The following is a 19269-nucleotide window of genomic DNA, read 5'->3' as shown; positions in this document are numbered from 1 at the left end:
GTAGCGCAACCTGGTCAGGAACCGCCTGTATCGCTCAGCCAGAAAGGGAGCCCGTCATGTTGCTGAGTTATCGCTCTTCGCTTGGTCATACTGAAACCGCCGCCACCGTCGCCACGCCTTTCGTACTCGCCACTCATCCGGAGTTTACATTCAACTCGCCGGTCGGCCTGGCGGTGGATCGCCACCGACGCATCTGGATCGCGGATACCGGCAACAACCGCCTGGTGATCATGAATTCCTACCTCAGCGAAGTGCTGGCGGTGTTCGGCGGTCCGGGCAAAGAGCCCGGCCGCTTCAACATGCCCTTCCGCCTGTGTCCGCATCCCACGAAAGCGCTCATGTATGTATCGGATCTGGCGAATCGCCGCATCCAGGTCATCGCCTATCGCAAAGACCTGCAGTTGGAAGTGGTCAACGTATTTTTTGGGGATAAGCAAAAAGACCCATTGGTAGGACCTAACGGACTGACTTTTGTTGACGGCTATCTCTGCGTTGCTGATGAGTTCTACGCCAACAGCGAGGGCGACAGCCGTATCGCCATTTTCACCGAGGCCGGCGAGTTCAGCCATGACATCCAACATATCGACTGCAGCGGCGAACAACTAACGCTGCTCTGGCCGCAAGGTCTGAGCACAGACGAAGAAGGACGCCTGTATATCGCCAATACTGGCCACGCCAACGTACTCCGCTGCAACCTGCAAGGCAAAGGCGTTCCTTTCGCCACCGGGGGACGCAGCGAACTGACCGGCCTTGGCGTCGCCCGGGATGTGACCGTGGCCCACGGCCGTCTATATATTCCCGGCAGTGGCGAATATCAGATAGGCGTCTTCGATCGCGAAGGCCAGCCGCTGGACTCCATGCACGGCTTTTTCGCGCCGATCCAGGTCACCGCCGTCCCAGGCAAAACCAATCGCCTGCTGGTTTCCGATCCTATCCTGGCGACCGTTTACCTGCTTGATCCCAAAGATCTGATTCCCGGACTGGATACTCCCACGTTCATCGCCCAGGCCGGCAATCCGCGCAGCAATCCCGGTCAGTTTTATTACGTGACCTCTGTGGCGATGGTGGATAAGCCCAGGGTGAGGCCGCCGCAAGTTGACCCGGCGTCCCCATTCTGGCCGGCGCAAATGTCCGCACAGTGGTGGTTTCACTATTGGGACGCCTGCCAACTGTGGTGGCGTTCCGCGCGCAACGTGCGCGAGGACCCGGACGTGGGCGTTTGGATGATGAACGCCGTCCCGCGCACGGTGCTGCATTCCGACCTCAACGAGCAAGTGGAGACTCCCGAACAAATCAGCTACGCCATGTTCGCCGGCATGTTGGGCGTCGACATTTATCAGCCGCCACACCCCCTGCCCGGACAAGTCGACGCCGACGCTCCATTGCTGCTGCTCGGCAACTACCTGAGCGGCTTCATCTCCATCCTGCAATATAACCCTTTCCTCAACGACCTGACGCTTTACGCCTTTTTCGGCGGACCTGGCGACGATCCTTGGGAGTTGTCAAAACCGATGGGCATGGCGGTATCGCCGCAGGGGGATATTTATATCGCGGATTCCGGCAACCACCGGATTTCGCAATGGCGCATCGACAGTCACGGCATTGTCGGCCATGTGCGGACTTTCGGTCGTTTCGGCGCTGGTCCGGGAGAGTTCCACTCCCCCAGCGACGTCACCCTGGATGAAAGCGGGCGCGTCTATGTCAGCGATCAATTCAACAACCGCATCCAGATTTTCAAGGCGGACGGAACCTATATCGGCGCTTTCGGCCAAGCGGGATATGGCGATACCGGAGACCATTTCCTGCTTCCCACCGGCGTGCATTACGTCAATGGTCATCTAGTGGTGAACGACCTCGTTAATCGCGCGCTCAAGGTGTTTACCCCGGACGGTCAGTTTATCTGCAGCTATGCGGGCCTGGGCGCCGAACCGGGCACAGGACAGCTATGGATGCCTTTTCTTCTTCACGGCGCGGGCAACTTCATCGCCGTCCCCGATTGCGCGCTGAATGTGGTGCATCTGTATGAACTGGATGCGCGCAAACCCTCGCCTGTCCTCAATGGCGAGCGCCAGGTGCGTTTGCAGCGCACGCCGGCGCCCCTTCGCCACAGGATGCACCCGGAAACCAAGGCCGCCGCTGAAGAAATCAGAGAGCACTTGCTGGTGCTGGCCAGTCAGTCGGAACAACAGCAACAGCCGGAATTGCGGGAAGCGCATCTGGACCGCTTGCAGGAAGCTCACGCACGATTACGCGCGAAACATCCGCCGCCCACTATGTTTCTCTAAAGGCGCGAAATAACGAAGTTTCGCGCAGGCTCTATACTTATTAATCAGATAGACAAATAGTTAATCAGGCAGACAAATAGCTTCCTTCTATTTGTCTGAAACGACAGGGCCATGCGAAGGAGTTTTACATGATACGGGTCGGCATTAACGGTTTCGGTCGCATCGGACGCAATATATTACGCGCCATCTATGAATCCGGATATCGGGACATGATCCAAGTGGTGGCGATCAATGACTTGGCGGACCGGGAGACCTGCGCTCACCTGCTGCGCTATGACTCCATTCATGGCAAATTCAATCAGGACGTCCGGCTCAGCGGCGAGCTGTTGCGAATCGCCGGCGACGACATCGCCATGCTGCAGCATAGCGATCCCCTGGAGTTACCCTGGGCGGTGGCCAATGTGGATCTGGTGCTGGAATGCACTGGCAGGTTCACCAAACGGGAAAAAGCCGAGGCCCATATCATGGCCGGCGCGTCAAAAGTGTTGATCTCCGCCCCTTCCGAAGACGCCGACGCCACCGTGGTGTATGGCGTCAACGAGCATGTGCTGGAGGCCCGCCACGCGATTGTCTCCAACGCCTCCTGCACCACGAACTGCCTTGCCCCCATTGCAATGGTGCTGCATGAGAATCTGGGCATTGAGCAAGGCGTACTGACCACCATTCACAGCTATACCAACGACCAGCACCTGCTGGATCTGGCGCACAAGAAAGACCTGTTTCGCGCCAGAGCCGCCGGCCTTTCCATGATTCCCACCCGCACAGGCGCCGCGCGCGCTATTGGAAAAGTGCTGCCGGGGCTGGAAGGGCGTTTAACCGGCATGGCGGTGCGCGTGCCCACCGCCAATGTCTCTCTGCTGGATTTATCTTTGCAAGTGGCGCGTCATGTCAGCGCCGAGGAGATCAACGCCATGATGCTGGCGGCCAGTCGGGAGACGCCGGTTCTGGAGTACAACGATCAGCCGCTGGTCTCCATCGACTTCACACATTCCACCGCCTCCGCCATCTTCGACGCCAATCACACGCAGTCACACGAAGGCATGGTCAAAGTGCTGGCCTGGTATGACAACGAGTGGGGGTTTTCTCACCGTATGCTGGACACCGCGCTGACGATGATGAGCGCCTGATACGGATGAGCGCGCAAGCGCTAGGCGTCCTCGCGGAAATACTGCGCCGGATGGAACGCCTGCATCCATTCGGTGAACGCGTCGCGGGGAATGGGTTTGCAAAAATAGTAGCCCTGCGCCTGCTCACAGCCCATGGCCGCCAACCGATGCAACGAGGCGGCGTCCTCTACGCCCTCCGCCACCACCTGCATGCCGAAAATGTGCGCCAGACGGATCATCAAGCCCACCATATCGCCGTCCGCGGGGTGGTCCAGCATGCGAAAGACGAACGCCTTATCGATCTTTAATTGGTTGGCGGGCAGATCTTTGAAGTATTCCAGCGATGAGTAACCCGTGCCGAAGTCGTCGATCGCTACGGATACACCTGTCACCCTAAGCGCCTCCAGGTTATCGATACTGCGGTTGCGCTCCCATAACAGCACAGTTTCCGTTAGCTCCAGCACCAGATTTTCCGGCTCGGTGTCCCATATGCCCAACGCGCCCAACACCAGATTGCTCAGTTCAGGATTGGAGACGAACTCCGGCGAGATATTCACCGCCAGGGCGAAGTCAGGATAGCGGTCCAGCCAGTCGCGTCCCAGGCGCAAGGCGGTATTGAGCACCCACTTCTGCAGTTCATAGGAAAGACCGGCGTTTTCGATATAGGGAATAAACAGTTCCGGCGACACATATCCTCGGGTCGGACTGCGCCACCGCAATAGCGCTTCAGCGCCGGCGACGGATTGCGAGGGAATATGAATTTTAGGCTGGAAGTACAGTTCCAGTGAGTTCTGCTCAATCGCCTGGATGACTTCCCTTTCAATGTTCCAGTCTCCCAGCCGATGGCTTTCCGGCATGTCGCTATAGTCCATATAGCGCACGCGCAGATACTTGGCTCCGGACAGCGCCTGCTCCGCACAGGTCAGCAAGGTCTCCGGCTTGGAAGCATGAGCGGGGTAACTGGCGCCGCCACAGGTGAGATGCACGCTAAGGCGGTGACTATCGATATCCAAGGGCTGTTCCAGCACCTTTAGCATTTGCTGCGCCGCCAGTTGCAATATCGCCGCGCTGACCGCCTGCACTGTGATGGCGAAGCGTCCGTCGCCCACACAATAGACCGGGCCTTTTCCTTCTCTGAGTTTATGCAGGCGCTCGCCGACGGCCTGAAACAGGTGGTCGCCGACCGCGTCGCCATATATTTCGTTGGTCCGCAGCAAACGCCGCAGGTCGAAGACAATGACGCCCAGCACACGTCCTTCCGGCAACACTGTCGCAGCGCGTCGCAGCTCCTGCAGAAACTCACTGCGCTGCGGCGTCGTCGTGTTGAAGGCGTCGCTCATGTTGACTCCATCTAGATATAGAGCGTTTCAGGATCAATGTCATAAGAGCCCGGCTCCAGGCTCCGTTCGATATGCAGCGGCTGACCTGCGCTGTTTTCCAGACAATCCAGCAAATCGAGCTCTTTGGGAACGTCGTAGAGATTTTTCTCGCAATCGAGCAACATCAGCAAACGGGGGCGCAAGCGTCTGGAACGGTATTCGCCGATGACAATGCCCACTTGCCCGTCGGTCAACTCAACCAGCGTGCCGGCGGGATAAATACCCACCGCCTGGATAAACTCTTCTACAAGTTCCGCCTGAAATTCCACATTGCGCCATTCATACAGTTTGCGCACCGCTTCAGAGGGAGGCAGAGGATGAGCGTATGGCCGTTGGCTGGTGATGGCGTCATAGCAATCCGCCAGAGACGCAATGCGGGCGTAGATGGGAATCGCGTTCGCCGCCATGCCCCGTGGATAGCCGGAACCATTGTGGCGTTCATGGTGGTTCTCCACCATGGCCAATATCGTGCGGCTGACGCCTTCGATGTTCTTCACTGTCTCCAGCCCGCGCGCCACATGGCTTTTCATCAGTTCGAACTCGTGATCCTCAAGGCGTCGCGCCTGCATCAACAGTTCCGCCGGGAGCTGCAGCTTGCCGACATCCAGCAACAGTCCGCCGACCGCCAACTCTTCAAGATCTTTCTGCGACAGGCCCAGTTGACGCCCCATGATGACGCACCAGACGGAGACGCTCATTGAATGTTTATAGGCGTATGAGTCCTGATTCTTCATGCGGGCCATCAAGGCGCAAGCGTCCGGATTGCGAATAACGCTCTCCACCATAGGCGCCACCAACGCCTGAAATTTTTTAAGCTGAAAGGACGCGCCGCGGCTCATTTCATCCATCAGATAAGCGACATTGGCGCTGAAGTCTTTGTACAGCGCTTTGGCCACCGGCATCTCTTCTTCCAACGGCGCGACGTCCACATAATTGTGCAGCTTGACGCCGGGCAGCAATTTGCGACGACGTTGTAGAGAGTCTTTAATATTCACCGCCAAGGGCGAAACGCCGCCCTTGGGTTTGCGACCCTTAACCGTATCGATATAAACGTAATCGCAAAACTGTTGCAGTAATTCGATATCACGCCGGGTGCGCAGCAAAAAGCCCTGTAACGGAAACGGCGTATCCAGCCAGGGACGATCCAACTGGCTGACGAACATGCCCACTTCAAGCTTGCCGCAGGGAAGTTCGATCGTCTTTATTTCGTGTTTCATGCGTACCCGATTCAGTTAAGCGCAGATGGAGATTTTCGCCGTTTCCATCGGCGCTGTTTCGGTTCGTGCGCCTTAGGCGCTTGCCGGCGGGATGTTTCGTGAGTTTCAGCTATGCGTTTATTGTTAACGAATTAAGTCAGCTTTTCGTCGCGCGCGCCGCAGGCGCCTTTTCCATATGGCTGATTCAGTCATCCTTTTCTTATAGCTTAATTTATATATGGATGACATGCAGAAATTTGTAGCTGATTGTGTGAATTCCTCTCAGCGGCTGACGCATGCCAAAGCATCCCACTCCGTTGCGTCCGTGCGTCTGGAAGCGTAAAAGAAAAAGAGAACAGGCTTTATTGCGTTCTGCGCACCAAAATAAGGCGCTCTGGCGCAACAGCCTGATTGACGCCCGCTTTTAGGGCGCAATCGACGCACTGGCCGGGAACTCCCGCGTCATCTGCCTACTTCAGATCAAATTGAACAGGAAATGAACGGAAGAAACTCCCCGGTCGCACGGAAGCTGGTATCGGATTTGCAGAAACATCATCACAACGACATCAACCGGACGATAGTCCCAGTGGGAACGATATGAGCCAACTGATTATTTATACCGACCTGGACGGCACTTTGCTCGATCACCACACCTACGCTGCGGATTCAGCATTACCCACGTTGGCCAAGTTAAAGCAATGGCGCGTCCCCTGCGTCTGGAACACCAGTAAAACTTACGCCGAACTGCGCGTATTACGACAAAGACTGCATCATCAGGACCCTTTCATCGTTGAGAACGGCGCCGCGGTATATCTACCCAAATCCCAGTTCCAGGAACCCTTCTGCGGCGCGCGGGTCAGCGACGAGTTTTACGCCAAGAGCTTCGGTCCCAGCCGTCAGCATATTCTGGAGGTTTTGCAGGAGTTTAAAGACTCCTACGAATTCAGAAGCTTTTACGAGATGGACGCCGAGACAGTGGCGGAACTCACCGGCTTATCCAAAACAGACGCAGCCCTCGCCAAGCAACGCGAATTTACCGAGCCGCTGGTATGGGAGGACAGCCCAGCGGCGCTAAAGCAATTCACCGCCGAACTCAACGACACCGGTTTGCAAATTTTACGCGGCGGACGCTTCTTGCATGTGATGGGGCAGTTCAATAAAGCCACCGCCATGCAATGGTTGACGGACCTGTACGCCGAACGTTACGGCGAGACGCCGGTGTGCATGGCCCTGGGCGACAGCCACAACGATATCGCCATGCTAAACGCCGCGGATATTCCGGTGGTGGTGCGTTCCCCTTCGCATCTGCCGCCGTCCCTGGAGCGCAAGGAGCGCATCCTGACCAAGAAGTTCGGTCCGGAAGGCTGGGCCGAAGCCGTAGAACAGGTGCTTGCGTCGCAACAGTCGCTGAACGCGCCATCCATGCGTTCGTAACCTGCGCCGGGACGCCGCTGCGTTCCGGCTGCATTCAGGGGACGCACGCCGACCATAAAGAGGATCAAGCATGGGCGATTTTTATCAAAACGGCATCGTAACCACCCTGCATAACCTGTCCCGTCGTCCACTGGAGGATATCGAACGGGAACTGGTGGCCTTTTCTCAACGCAGGCCTTTGGCGCTGGTGCTTCCCTGCCTGTATTCAGAGCTGCAGGGCGAAGCCATGCCGCGCATCCTGGAGCACTTATGTAAAGTGCCGTATCTGGAGGAAATCATCATTGGTCTGGATCGGGCGGATGAGGGGCAGTACCGGGAAGCTCTGCATTTCTTCTCCGCACTGCCGCAGCGCCATCGGGTATTGTGGAATGACGGTCCCCGGTTACGCGCTATCGACGCGGAGTTGAAACAGGAGTCGCTGTCGCCGCGGGAACCGGGCAAGGGGCGCAACGTGTGGTTTTGCCTCGGCTATGTGCTGGCGTCCGGCGCCTGTGAATCCGTCGCCCTGCATGACTGCGATATCGTCACCTACGATCGCGAATTACTGGCGCGCCTGATTTATCCCGTGGCCAATCCCAACTTCAACTATGAGTTCTGCAAAGGCTATTACGCCCGGGTGGCCAACGGCAAAATCAACGGTCGCGTGAGCCGCTTGCTGGTGACGCCGCTGTTGCGGGCGCTCAAGAAAGTGCTCGGCCACCTGGACTTCCTCGATTACCTGGACAGCTACCGCTACCCCCTGGCGGGGGAGTTCTCGTTCCGCAAAGACGTGATCAACGACATCCGAATCCCCAGCGACTGGGGCCTGGAAATCGGCGTATTGAGCGAGATGAAGCGCAACTACTCCACCAACCGCCTGTGTCAGGTGGACATCGCCGACGTTTATGATCACAAGCACCAGGACCTGTCCGCAGACAACGATGACGCCGGGCTGTCGAAAATGTCCATCGACATCACCAAAGCCCTGTTCCGCAAACTGGCCACCCAGGGCATCGTCTTCAATCAGGAAACCTTCCGCACGATCAAGGCCTGCTACTTCCGCATCGCCCTGGATTTCGTGGAAACCTATCGCAACGACGCGGAAATCAACGGTCTGGCGCTTGATGTGCATCATGAGGAGCAAGCCGTGGAGCTGTTCGCGAAAAATATCATGAAGGCCGGCGAATACTTTCTGGAACATCCCATGGAGGCGCCGTTCATCCCGTCATGGAACCGGGTTATCAGCGCCTTTCCCAGCGTGCTGACGCAACTGTATGACGCCGTAGACGCCGACATGCGGGAGTACGCAGTCCTGTAACGTCCGCTGTGGTTTTGGCGTCGCCGCGGAGACGCCAAAACCGCCCAGTCACAGACTATGCTGTATGTGTCGCCATACAGTTGAATCTCTTCCTGACCAGGAGTACTGCAAAATTATGGAGCACGCCTCGCTCACTCAATTGGAGCAGCGCCTGATGGAGCACGTCAAAACGCTGTATCCAGACGTCAATGCGCTCAATTTCATCAAAGAATGTCTGGATACATTCGGTATACAACCCGACGCGCCGCCTCCGCAGCCTCATCGTAATCCCTGGTCGCAGGAGGACGTCGTCCTCATTACTTACGGCGACACCCTGCGAAGGGATAACGAACCGCCGCTGCACAGTCTGCATGATTTTCTACGCACCCGACTGCGCCAATGCATCAGCATCGTGCATATTCTGCCTTTCTTTCCCTACAGCTCCGACGACGGCTTCAGCGTGATGGATTACACCACCGTGGTCCCCACCCTCGGCGACTGGGAGGATATCGCCGCCTTCACTCGCGAGTTCAAGGTGATGGGGGACCTGGTCATCAACCATTGCTCCAGTCGCTCACTCTGGTTTGAAAATTACAAGACGGGGCAGACGCCCGGCGCGGATTATTTCGTGGAAGCCGCTCCCGATACCGACTTAACCCAGGTAGTGCGCCCGCGCACCTCGCCGCTGCTGCGGGAGGTCGCCACCGCTTCCGGCGTGCGCCATGTCTGGTGCACCTTTAGCCATGATCAGATCGACCTGAATTTCCGCAATCCACAGGTGCTGCTGGAGTTTCTGCGCATACTGCGTCTATATCTGGACAAAGGCGTGCGCTGGTTCCGCCTGGATGCCGTGGCGTTTCTGTGGAAAACTCCGGGGACCTCCTGCATCAACCTGCCGGAAACCCATGAAATGATCCGCTTGCTGCGTCTGCTGATCGAGCATCGCGCCCACGATGCGGTCATCATCACCGAGACCAACATTCCCAATCATGAGAACCTCACTTATTTCGGCAACGCCAACGAAGCGCATTTGATCTACAACTTCTCCCTGCCGCCTTTGCTGATCAACAGTCTGGTCACCGGTAGCTGTGAATATCTGAAAAAGTGGTTGATGAGCATGCCGCCGGCGCAGCAAGGAACCACGTACCTGAACTTCATCGCCTCCCATGACGGCGTGGGTCTGCGCCCCACAGAAGGGCTGCTGAGCGACTGGGAGCTGGATGCGCTGGTGTCCACGATGCAGAAGTTCGGCGGCAAGGCTAGCGCGCGCACAGGGCCCGACGGCCAGCCCAAGTTCTACGAAATTAACATCAGTCTGTGGAACGCCCTTAGCGGCACTGTGCAACACGGGCCCGATAACTTGGGCTTCGCCCGCTTCCTGTGCGCCCACGCCATCATGCTGGCGCTGGAGGGCGTCCCCGCGTTTTATATTCATAGTCTGATTGGAACGGAAAACGATGACGAGCGGGTGGAGCATACCGGCCAGCTCCGCTCTATCAACCGCCATATCTGGCGGGGGGAAGACTTGGACGCCGTGCTGCAGGGAGAGGGCCACCCTCCGAAAGTGTTCGCCGCCATGCAAAAGCTGATCGCCATCCGTCGACGCCAAAAAGCCTTCCATCCCAATGCGACCCAATACACCCTGCACACCGGCGACGCGCTGTTCTCGTTCTGGCGTCAAAGCCAGGATCGCATGCAAAGTATTTTCGCCATTCATAACGTTTCAGATCAGCCGCAGACCATCAATCTCGCTGAGTTAAACTTGATTTCCACGGATCAGTGGTTCGATTTGATCTCCGAGCAGATATTCGAGGACCGGGTGGGCCAGATTATCCTGCGTCCCTATCAATACATCTGGCTGACCAACGTGAGGCTGTAAGGAAAAACAAAGCGGTATGCCGGTTTGCGGCGCGATAGGGTAAAATCGGGAGCGCATTAACCATTTACTTCAAGCAGCGCCCTCACCGTGTCAGACGCTATCGCCACAGATCAACTTGAGCAGGACATTGAACAAACGCTCCGGCTCCACTTCACTGCTGCGCATGCCCGCGTTCCCCAGGTGTACGCGGAGCATATGTCCTCCACCAAAGCCATTCTGCGGCGCCACTGGACCCATCGCCGTGACATCCCGGCGGACCTGTTGAGTCTGCCGCGGGGGTTGGTCCGCGTCGCCGGCAAGTTGATTCGCCGCAATAAAGCGGCGGTGCAGACGGAGCTGTCCGGTAAAGAGCAGGCGATGTTGCGCATTATCACGGAAGAGCTGCTGCAATTACCTGTTCTACAAAACAAAATTCAGCGCCTGATGGAACGCCATATTCCTGAGCTGCAGGAATGTGGAGAGCTGATGCGTCAGCCCCATATGCAGCATCACCAGCATGAGATTCAGTCTTTTCTGAGCCAGCGCATGCAGTCGCTGAGCGGTCCCCGGGAGGGCGGCCGCGATCTATTGGTGTTTCTGTTGATCGGCGCGCTGGGGAAAAGTCTCGGCGGACAGGCGACCTTCGGCAGCGCCATCGCCACCGGCAGCGCCATGGCGAGCAGCCTGTATCTGGCGCAGCAATCCTGGTGGGGGGCGCTCTGGGTGCAATGGGCCGGCGCGCCCGCCTGGGTGACCTGGAGCGGAGCCGCCGCCGGCGTGGTGGCCGCCATCGCCATCGCGCCGCTGCTGGCGCCGGTATCGGAAATCGCGGTGAACCGTCTGCGTGGCGAACGCTATCTACATCGACTGGTGGATCAGGTGCAAGAGAATGCGCTGGCCAGCAAAGCCGACGCTTTGGACGCCGCCGGGCTGTTGGCCAGCTACGCGCAACTGGCGCCGGACCTGCTGGCGCTGTTGCGCAGCATCAGACCCTAGAAATCTGACGCCCGTTCGCTATTGCTCAGTGACCAGAAAAATATCCTTGTAGGCGGCGTAGATCGAGCCAATCAGAGTCGGCCCCAACACCAACATTCCCAGGCCTAAAGGAATTATCGCCGGGATCATTAGAATGAAAGCGATAATTCCGTATAGTAGAAACGGGATGATATTCACCAGACAGCCTTTGAAACTCGTAGTGAAAGCATCCCACGGACCCAGATCGTGAAAAACGATCAGCGCCGGCGCGAACCAGGCGCCCATCATCAGCGGTATTAATAATCCCAGATAGATCAAAACCGCCAGCAGGAACTTGGCGTCAGGCGCGCCGCCGAACTGCGCGGCGTCCATGGAGTCCGCCACAGAGGAAAAAAACAGTGCGCCGCTGATGATCATTATCACTGCGCTGAACCCTAAAATAATAAGGCCCAACAGAATCAACGGCGTCGACTTTTCCTGCACTGCGACGAACATATCGGCGAACTCAATACGTCCCGTGGTGGCGCCTCGGCGACTGGCGATCATAAATCCCGCCATCAGCAGAGGCGCCAGAATGTTCACCAGAACGATAGAGATCAAAGGCAGTATCCCCACCACAAACATGATCAGGAGATACACTATCACCATACCAATCCAGGGTCCTGGGCCTGCGCGAAAAATCGCGAAGCCTTCCGTGATCCAGCTCCAGCCGCAGCCGGCGGGCATGCTTTGCGGCGGACCCAATGTGACGGGCGAGTTGGATTCATCCATCACTTCTGAGGACGGCGGTTGGTAGGGATTAGGGTCGGACACGGGACAGGCTCCTATAAAATGCTGCGACAAATGCAAGCATAGCAGAGCCCGTCCCGAAGCGTGTAGAGGAGCTAGAGGTAGCCCGCCCGCTTGATGGAGAAGTAGCTGTTGATAACCTGCGCGGTGAGTTTGCTGGGGGCGCAATCTACAAAGAACAGGCCCTGTGCGCGCAGTTTCTCCTGCAGTTTGTCACGCTGGCGCAGATAATCCACAACACCGGCGTAAACCACCGCTTGATCGAAATTGCGAACATCCTCCGCAAGCGTCCGATCCAGAGTTTCCTCACGCAGGTTCGCTACCAGCACCAAGTGGCGTTTTTGCAGCAGGCGACAGGCGTTGATGATGTCGTCGCTGTCCTCTTCCCTCAGGTTGGTGGTGAGCACCACCAGAGAACGCTTGCGATACCGCTGCATCAACTCACGGGCCGCCTCCAGATAATCCGGCGCAGACTTATCCGGATAAAAGTCGTAGAAGTGGTTGATCAGACGGTTGATGTTGGTGGCGCCCTTAATCGGCGAAGCATGCTTTACGGAAGCGCCGAAACTCATCATACCTACAGCGTCTCCCTGGCGTAAGGCGACATACGACAGCATCAGCAAACAGTTCAGACAGTGATCGAAATGCGTGCTCACGCCATCCTGCGTCAGCATACGACGACCGCCGTCCAGCAGCAGGATGACCTGCTGATCGCGCTCGTCCTGATACTCTCGGGAAATCAGTTTCTGGCGACGGGAGGTGGCTTTCCAGTCGATCTGCCGCTGTGAATCACCCTGTCGATATTCCCTTAACTGATGGAAATCCATGCCTTCGCCGCGACGCGGCTTACGGCGAATGCCCATCTGGCTGGTATGATTGTCCGTGGCCAGTAACTGGTAGCCTTCAATAGAGGCGAAGTCAGGAAACACCTTGGCGGAGGTTTCCACGACATGGATCTGGCGCAACAGCCAGAATCCCGCCACCGAGCGCACGCGGACTTCCGCCCGGGTTAACTCCAAAGGGCCACGGCGACGGGGCCGCAGTCGATACTCCACGGTCGTGCGGTGACCCGGCTCCATCGGAACAACCAAAGGCAGTCCTTCGAACTCGCAGTCCACCGGAATATGGTCGTGCACTTCCAGCGTGGCCGCGTAAGGAAAGTCATGGGTGATGGTGAGTTTGACGGGAATCCACTGGTCCAGCGCCAGATTGTGACGCACTTCGCGGTGAATCTGCGCCGACGGCAGACGCCAGGACACGAACAGATCCGCCGCCAGCAGCAGGACCGCTACTGTCGCAAGCCCCATCAGCACATTGAAAAAGCCTTCGCCGACCTCACTTCCAGGCGCCGGCAGCCAGTCGCCGTCGCCCGTCCACAGCTCATAGCCCTGCCAGCACAGCAGAGCGAGCGTGACGGCGAGTCCGCAGTAGAGCAACTGCGGACTGGGTTGCAACCCTCTGCGTCTCATTTACGGGGGGCCTCAATCTCTTCCAGCATGCCGGCGAGGAGTTTATCGACGCTAACGCCTTCAATCTCCATATCTGCGGACAGCAGCAAACGATGGCGCAGCACCGCCGGGGCCAGCAATTTGACGTCGTCAGGCAGAATGTAAGGACGTCCTTCCATCAGCGCCCGCGCTTTCGCCGCGCGAATCAGGTTGATGCTGCCGCGTGGACCGGCGCCGCGAGCGACCCCCGGCCATTCACGAGTGGCGCGGGTGATGCGCACCGCGTAATCCACCACCGCGTCATCCGCCAGAATTCGCCAGGCCGCCGCCTGCCAAACGCCGACTTCTTCCGGCGAAGTCAGCGCGCTGACCCGGGCCAGATAATCCACTTTGGCGCCGCGGCTGTCATTGACCTGACGTACGATGGAGGCTTCGTTTTCCGCGCTGGGGAACTCAATCAGCAGTTTCATAATGAAACGATCCAACTCCGCTTCCGGCAACGGATAAGTGCCTTCCTGCTCGATCGGGTTCTGGGTCGCCAGCACCATGAAAGGCGTAGGCACCGGGAAAGACGTGCCATCGATAGTGACCTGATATTCCTGCATCACTTCCAGCAACGCCGCCTGGGTTTTCGCCGGGGCGCGGTTGATTTCGTCCGCCAGCAGCAGGTTGGTGAACGCCGGTCCCTTACGGATTTTGAAGCTCTGCGTCTCCATGTGATACATGGAGTGGCCGGTGACGTCGCTGGGCATCAGATCCGGGGTGAACTGAATGCGCCCGAACTTGCCCTGAAAGGTTTTCGCCAGCGCCCGCACCAGCAGCGTCTTGCCCAGACCGGGAACGCCTTCGATCAGCACGTGACCTCCGGCCACCAGGGCGATCAGGGTATGTTCGATAATGTCGGACTGCCCCACTATCGCCTTTTCCAGCTCAGACTTCAGAGTCTGCAGTTGCTGGCTGATGGATTGCAGTTCGGATTCTTCGATGTGGGCTTCACTCATAACTTATCCTTTATTCGCTTCAACGCTCGAATAATATTGACAAAACTTACCGGATCATTGGGTATGGGGCCGAACAGGGCCGCCTCCACCGCTTGTTCATTCATTTGAAAATGCTTGGCCAGCTGGGCGATCTGAACGGATTGCTCCAGCCGCGTAATATGCTGCAGCCGCTTCGAAATCGCCTGCCAGGTTTCCGCTCTGACGCTTTCCACCAGAGCTTGTCCTTTATCCATACGCCACAGGAAACGGGCGCTGGCGGCGATGTGCTCAAGAATCTGGCGCTGGGTTCCCGGCTCTTCATCCCGCAACGGACCGAAACGCATACCCCGATACCACAACCATAAAAACAGCGTCAGCGCTCCGACCGCGATCGCCGCATAGAAGTGACGCCAGAGCACGGAGCCCAGACTGGGAAAATCCCGGTTGTAATAAAAATGCATGACCCCGCTGTCCCCGGGCGCCATCTGCCACAGCATATAAGCGTGGTCCTGACAGCCGATGGCGAAGTTCTTCCACATATCCAGGCTGACCATGTAAGTCACCATGCCGTCGCCATACTCATACTGCAGCATGCGCGAAGCGCCATCCGGGCCGACGGAGGCGTAGAGGTAATCGTCCTGGCCATAGAGCGTATCGTTGGAAAGGAAGTGCACGCCAATGCTGTTTTCATCCCCCTCGAACGAGAATTCCGCCTGGGGATAAAGCATGGGGCATAGATCCTCTTGCGTGATGCCGACGTAACCGCCAATGGTGCTTATCGCGCCCCACAGCTCCTCATCGAAGTCGCCCTGACCGTTGCGCTCCACTTCCACTCCAAACTCTTCGAAAATCGGGTCCTGGATCTTATCCATCCCTTTGAGATAGGGGTTCTTCGCCGTCACCATCAAGTGACCGCCGCGCTCCACCCACTCCAGCAGGGTTTGCGTCCGCTTCTGCGACAGCGAGCCATACGCATCCACCAGCACAATGGCGTCTTCCGTGGATGTTTTCAGCGCAAAATCCGGATCATCGAAGTCACGAAAACTGGGGTTGCTCTCCAGCTTATAACCACGCTTCTCAATGAATAACTGGGCCGCCAGGAATGGCTCGCGTCGGGCTTTCTCATTCGGTCCCAGGTCGCGCTCATACTCGATCCACTCCAGTCCCTGATACCAATAGACGCCCAAAGCCACTAACACTAAAACAGCGATGACGATACCGATAGCGGCGAAGGAATTACTGCGCTGCATACTCGCCTCCTTCCCTCTCTGCGTCAAAAACCTTGCTCCAGCCCTGACACAGCTCCTGAAAACGCTCAGAGGTCGGCAGTTCGTGAGCGTACGCCAAATGCTGCCAGGCGCTGGTCAGACTGGCGAAATAGTCGCTGAGCGCGCCGCTCTGACGACGCTTCAGCATCGCCACGCAATCCCCCTCTGTGGCGCCGCGATTCAGACGCAAGCCGTGGCGATGCACCAGACGAGACAGGCCGCCGCGGTATAACAAGCCCAAAGCGTCCCGGTGACGTCCCTGCTCCCACAATGCCCAGGCTTCGTCGGCCAACTGCGGCGGCAACGACTCCTCGCGGATATCAAGGTCAAACACATGGGTCGGTTTGCTCTTCTCCTTGCGTTCGATGCGAGGCATCCATGACAACGCCAGGATAGAGTCCCGGTAGCGGTACAGCAGGTATAAAATCAGGCCAATCAGCGTCGCCCAGACCAGTAACTTGAAGATCTGCGCGAAATATTCGCCAAAGGAAAAGTCGGAGCTTTTGAGGTCGTCCAGCTGCTTATCGCGCTTTTCTTCCTGCTGGTCTTCCCACTCTTTCCAGAATTTGGGCGCCTCTTTCTTGACGATGTTACGGAAGTCCGGTCCTTTCAGAATTTTCTCGATGTCTTCTTTCGCCTTATCCGGCGTCAGCGCGGATCTGTCGGCGTCCCAGTTTTGACTGTCCCCCTCCTCTGCCTGCTCAGTCGCCGTTTCTGCGCGAACGGAGCCAGAAGGGGGAAGCGCCAACGCGCCCAACGCCAATACCAGACACAGAGCCTGAGTCACTCGACGCGCAGCGCCGCCATCGCCGGAAGGAAACGATCCTTGACGCTCTTCCAGACGCTGACCCAGCTGACGGAATATCAACTCCAGGTCCCAGCCTTCCAGCATGATGCGACGATTCAGGTACAAAGCGAATCCGCTGGCGGCGTATATAGGACCCACCAGGGCCATGCCGACAAAGTAACAAACGATGAACAGCGGCGCCGCATCAAAGAAGGTCTCCCATTCAAGCTGTACGCCTTGAGGGACAAACATCACAACCAGCCCCACCGCAGCGAGCATCAGAAAGTTCTCCAGATGCACGCCGACGATGGTGACCCAAAAGCTGACGGACGCCGCGTTATCGCGATGCAGCACTGTCATGCGTTGCTGCCGGCTCTTGCCTTTTAATCCCTCCAACTGGATGACAGGCAAATCAAAGGAACGGGTCGGACTGAAACGCCGCCAGGTCAGCGTGGCGAAACATTGCAGAAACATCAGCTTCGGCGTTTGCCGCAGGGTTTCCTTAATTGTCGGCGGGGCGCCGAAAACCGCGCGGCTCAGAAAATACAATTGCCCGCGCTCAAACAGCGGCTTCACCCACCACACGGCGATACTGACATAGTTGAGGTCGTCAATCAGCAGCCAGCACACCGCCACCACCGGAACCATCGTCAATAGCCATACCGCGTAGAGCTGTTTCCACCAGCGCCGCACGAACTGACAGCCCAGGTCCACGGCTTCATAGTGGTCCCGGGGGCGTAAACGGAAATTGATATTAGCGGGGTTCACGCACCCTCCCGCTGAAAACAAAATAACAGGTCACCAACGCCCACATGACTGCGCCAACGGTATATTTCACTGTCGCCGGCATGGTGTGATCGGAAGACCAGAACGCTTCAATAAACGCAGCGATCAGCAACATCCCCACCATGCCGAACAGAATGGGCGTACACGCCTTCGCCGAGCGCTTCAGGGACTCCATGCGGGAGAGATTGCCGGGAGATAACAGAGAGAAGCCCAGCTTAATGCCCGCCGCCCCGGAAAACACAATCGCCGTGAGCTCAAAGGCGCCATGGGCGATAACGAAGGTCCAGAACGGCTCGGTATACCCGATCTCCGTCAAATGTCCGGCGACGGCGCCCATATGAATGCCGTTGTAAATCAAAAAGAAAAGGCTGCCCAGGGTATACAGAATGCCCGTGGCGAAAGTGCGGAAAGCAATACCGATGTTGTTATAGATGTAAAACCCGAACATCTGTACGTCGGTAGACGCCTCTCGCGAACGTCCCAAGCGTTCCGAAGTGGGGTCGTACATCGCTTCGTATGAAGCGACGTCGTGCGGGTCCAGCACCAGGTTCACCAGATCCGGCTGCAGCTTGATAGCGATGATCAGCAGGATGAATGGCAGATACAACAAAGCGCTGGCCAACCAGACATAGTGCTGATTGGCGCGCACCGCCTGGGGAAAGTCATAGCGGATAAACCCCAGAAAACTCAGCCAGAAATGACTGGGGCGACGATACAGCATCTGATGCCCGCGCAGCATCAAGTCATTCAGATAGGTGACCAGATGCGGCGAATAGCTGCGATGACGGGCGACGGACAAGTGCTGACACAGACGCCGGTAAGAACTGGCGAAATTGCGATAGCCCGTTGTGTCGCCTGTCTCCAGCCTTTGCAGTAATACTGCGTACTCGCTCCAAAAATGCTGCTGTTGGCGCTCAAATACGTCCTGCTTCACTGCCGCTCCTCAGGTGGTTGCGCGATGGATGATGACGGCTCTGGCGCGAAAGGCTCCTGCACAGGCTCAGGACCCGGCGTCTTGCCCAGCAGATAGTTCGCCATCTGATTGAGATTAACGACCGCCGCTTCGTCTTTTTCGTGATGCAACGGCTCCAGAATGTTGGCCAGTTCCTGACGGCGCGCCTGGGACAGCACGCCAGCCCGTTGCGCAAATTGCACGATGGCCTTCTGCTCTTCCGGTTTGAGGGGGACGCTCGGCGCCCGCACGCCCGGCTCCGCCAGCGCCGTCAACGCCTCCGCGCGACGCGCTCTGACGACCACTGTGCCTGCGGCGATATCGCCCAGACGCTTGAATTGTTTGTTGCACATCATGGACACCAGGCCCAAAGCGTAAAACACCGGCAGAATGTCCGCTGCGCGCAGGAGGTTGCGCAGCAGCGAGGAAGAAAACGTAATAGGAGCGCCATCGTCGTGGACTACGATGAGGTTCATCCACTTTTTGCCCGGCGTCGCGCCCCGGTATACCTCAAACAGCACCGGGTAAAACCACTCCAGCACAAAGTAAATAATCAGTCCTATGCCGTAACCGGCTTCACCAAGGATAGACAGGACAATCATACAGGCCAGGACGACGCCCAACCGAATGAAGAAGTCGGCCATGTACGCCAGCGCGCGGGAAAGCGGCCCGGCGGGAGTGAGATCGAAATCCACGCCTTCCGGCGTTTCTATTGCGATGGAAGTATCCAGCATCCCGGCTTAATCACCT

General features: G+C 57.5%; 15 protein-coding genes. 6 read left to right on the top strand and 9 right to left on the bottom strand.

Going from position 1 to position 19269, the window contains the following annotated elements:
* The first annotated feature begins 56 nt into the window (after positions 1 to 56).
* Both HCH_RS01250 and gap read left to right on the top strand, forming a co-directional pair.
* Positions 57 to 2285 carry an NHL repeat-containing protein gene (locus HCH_RS01250; protein ID WP_011394266.1) on the top strand — a complete coding sequence of 743 codons (2229 nt, stop codon included), beginning with the start codon at positions 57 to 59 and terminating at the stop codon, positions 2283 to 2285.
* A gap of 128 nt (positions 2286 to 2413) precedes the next feature.
* Complete coding sequence (gap, locus tag HCH_RS01245; RefSeq protein ID WP_011394265.1) at positions 2414 to 3412, top strand: type I glyceraldehyde-3-phosphate dehydrogenase; 999 nt, start codon at positions 2414 to 2416, stop codon at positions 3410 to 3412.
* Between the two features lie 20 nt (positions 3413 to 3432).
* On the opposite strand, the gene HCH_RS01240 is transcribed toward gap, so the two are convergent.
* A complete protein-coding gene (locus tag HCH_RS01240; RefSeq protein ID WP_011394264.1) occupies positions 3433 to 4731 on the bottom strand; it encodes a putative bifunctional diguanylate cyclase/phosphodiesterase in 1299 nt (432 codons plus the stop codon).
* 11 nt (positions 4732 to 4742) lie between these two features.
* Positions 4743 to 5987, bottom strand: coding sequence for an HD-GYP domain-containing protein (locus HCH_RS01235; RefSeq protein ID WP_011394263.1), 1245 nt, complete (start codon positions 5985 to 5987; stop codon positions 4743 to 4745).
* A 576-nt stretch (positions 5988 to 6563) separates the two neighbouring features.
* On the opposite strand from HCH_RS01235, the gene HCH_RS01230 reads away from it, so the two are divergent.
* From HCH_RS01230 to HCH_RS01215, 4 genes are all read left to right on the top strand, one after another.
* The gene (locus HCH_RS01230; protein ID WP_011394261.1) at positions 6564 to 7400 is read left to right on the top strand and encodes an HAD-IIB family hydrolase; all 837 of its coding nucleotides are present in this window, start codon (positions 6564 to 6566) and stop codon (positions 7398 to 7400) included.
* A 70-nt stretch (positions 7401 to 7470) separates the two neighbouring features.
* Entirely contained in the window at positions 7471 to 8697 is a 1227-nt protein-coding gene (locus tag HCH_RS01225) for a glycosyl transferase (RefSeq protein ID WP_011394260.1), read from the top strand.
* Between the two features lie 115 nt (positions 8698 to 8812).
* A complete protein-coding gene (locus HCH_RS01220; RefSeq protein ID WP_011394259.1) occupies positions 8813 to 10555 on the top strand; it encodes a sugar phosphorylase in 1743 nt (580 codons plus the stop codon).
* A 195-nt stretch (positions 10556 to 10750) separates the two neighbouring features.
* Positions 10751 to 11530, top strand: coding sequence for a hypothetical protein (locus HCH_RS01215; protein ID WP_148212440.1), 780 nt, complete (start codon positions 10751 to 10753; stop codon positions 11528 to 11530).
* Between the two features lie 18 nt (positions 11531 to 11548).
* On the opposite strand, the gene HCH_RS01210 is transcribed toward HCH_RS01215, so the two are convergent.
* The 7 genes from HCH_RS01210 to HCH_RS01180 all read right to left on the bottom strand — a co-directional run bounded on the left by HCH_RS01210 (position 11549) and on the right by HCH_RS01180 (position 19253).
* A complete protein-coding gene (locus tag HCH_RS01210; protein WP_011394257.1) occupies positions 11549 to 12322 on the bottom strand; it encodes a BPSS1780 family membrane protein in 774 nt (257 codons plus the stop codon).
* Positions 12323 to 12393: 71 nt separating this feature from the next.
* Positions 12394 to 13767: a DUF58 domain-containing protein gene (locus tag HCH_RS01205; protein WP_011394256.1), complete on the bottom strand. Its 1374-nt coding sequence runs from the start codon at positions 13765 to 13767 to the stop codon at positions 12394 to 12396.
* Positions 13764 to 14747, bottom strand: coding sequence for an AAA family ATPase (locus tag HCH_RS01200; protein ID WP_011394255.1), 984 nt, complete (start codon positions 14745 to 14747; stop codon positions 13764 to 13766). The genes HCH_RS01205 and HCH_RS01200 overlap by 4 nt, the downstream gene beginning before the upstream one ends.
* Entirely contained in the window at positions 14744 to 15976 is a 1233-nt protein-coding gene (locus HCH_RS01195; protein ID WP_011394254.1) for a DUF4350 domain-containing protein, read from the bottom strand. Before HCH_RS01195 ends, HCH_RS01200 begins: the two co-directional genes overlap by 4 nt.
* Entirely contained in the window at positions 15963 to 17549 is a 1587-nt protein-coding gene (locus HCH_RS01190) for a DUF4129 domain-containing protein (protein WP_011394253.1), read from the bottom strand. The genes HCH_RS01195 and HCH_RS01190 overlap by 14 nt, the downstream gene beginning before the upstream one ends.
* Positions 17536 to 18501 (bottom strand): stage II sporulation protein M, encoded by a 966-nt coding sequence (locus tag HCH_RS01185; RefSeq protein ID WP_011394252.1) that lies wholly within the window; start codon positions 18499 to 18501, stop codon positions 17536 to 17538. Before HCH_RS01185 ends, HCH_RS01190 begins: the two co-directional genes overlap by 14 nt.
* Complete coding sequence (locus tag HCH_RS01180; protein WP_011394251.1) at positions 18498 to 19253, bottom strand: RDD family protein; 756 nt, start codon at positions 19251 to 19253, stop codon at positions 18498 to 18500. Before HCH_RS01180 ends, HCH_RS01185 begins: the two co-directional genes overlap by 4 nt.
* Positions 19254 to 19269: the final 16 nt, after the last annotated feature.

This window comes from Hahella chejuensis KCTC 2396, from assembly GCF_000012985.1.
GTDB classification, from domain to species: domain Bacteria; phylum Pseudomonadota; class Gammaproteobacteria; order Pseudomonadales; family Oleiphilaceae; genus Hahella; species Hahella chejuensis.
The sequence above is the reverse complement of the archived record's forward strand: the minus strand, read 5'-3'. Positions and strand labels throughout refer to the sequence as shown.

Excerpts from the sequence above, each read along its gene's own strand:
- HCH_RS01235 (WP_011394263.1), bottom strand. The coding sequence starts at position 5,987 with ATGAAACACGAAATAAAGACGATCGAACTTCCCTGCGGCAAGCTTGAA.
- HCH_RS01225 (WP_011394260.1), top strand. The coding sequence starts at position 7,471 with ATGGGCGATTTTTATCAAAACGGCATCGTAACCACCCTGCATAACCTG.
- HCH_RS01205 (WP_011394256.1), bottom strand. The coding sequence starts at position 13,767 with ATGAGACGCAGAGGGTTGCAACCCAGTCCGCAGTTGCTCTACTGCGGA.
- HCH_RS01215 (WP_148212440.1), top strand. The coding sequence starts at position 10,751 with ATGTCCTCCACCAAAGCCATTCTGCGGCGCCACTGGACCCATCGCCGT.
- HCH_RS01180 (WP_011394251.1), bottom strand. The coding sequence starts at position 19,253 with ATGCTGGATACTTCCATCGCAATAGAAACGCCGGAAGGCGTGGATTTC.
- HCH_RS01240 (WP_011394264.1), bottom strand. The coding sequence starts at position 4,731 with ATGAGCGACGCCTTCAACACGACGACGCCGCAGCGCAGTGAGTTTCTG.
- HCH_RS01230 (WP_011394261.1), top strand. The coding sequence starts at position 6,564 with ATGAGCCAACTGATTATTTATACCGACCTGGACGGCACTTTGCTCGAT.
- HCH_RS01200 (WP_011394255.1), bottom strand. The coding sequence starts at position 14,747 with ATGAGTGAAGCCCACATCGAAGAATCCGAACTGCAATCCATCAGCCAG.
- gap (WP_011394265.1), top strand. The coding sequence starts at position 2,414 with ATGATACGGGTCGGCATTAACGGTTTCGGTCGCATCGGACGCAATATA.
- HCH_RS01220 (WP_011394259.1), top strand. The coding sequence starts at position 8,813 with ATGGAGCACGCCTCGCTCACTCAATTGGAGCAGCGCCTGATGGAGCAC.
- HCH_RS01250 (WP_011394266.1), top strand. The coding sequence starts at position 57 with ATGTTGCTGAGTTATCGCTCTTCGCTTGGTCATACTGAAACCGCCGCC.
- HCH_RS01195 (WP_011394254.1), bottom strand. The coding sequence starts at position 15,976 with ATGCAGCGCAGTAATTCCTTCGCCGCTATCGGTATCGTCATCGCTGTT.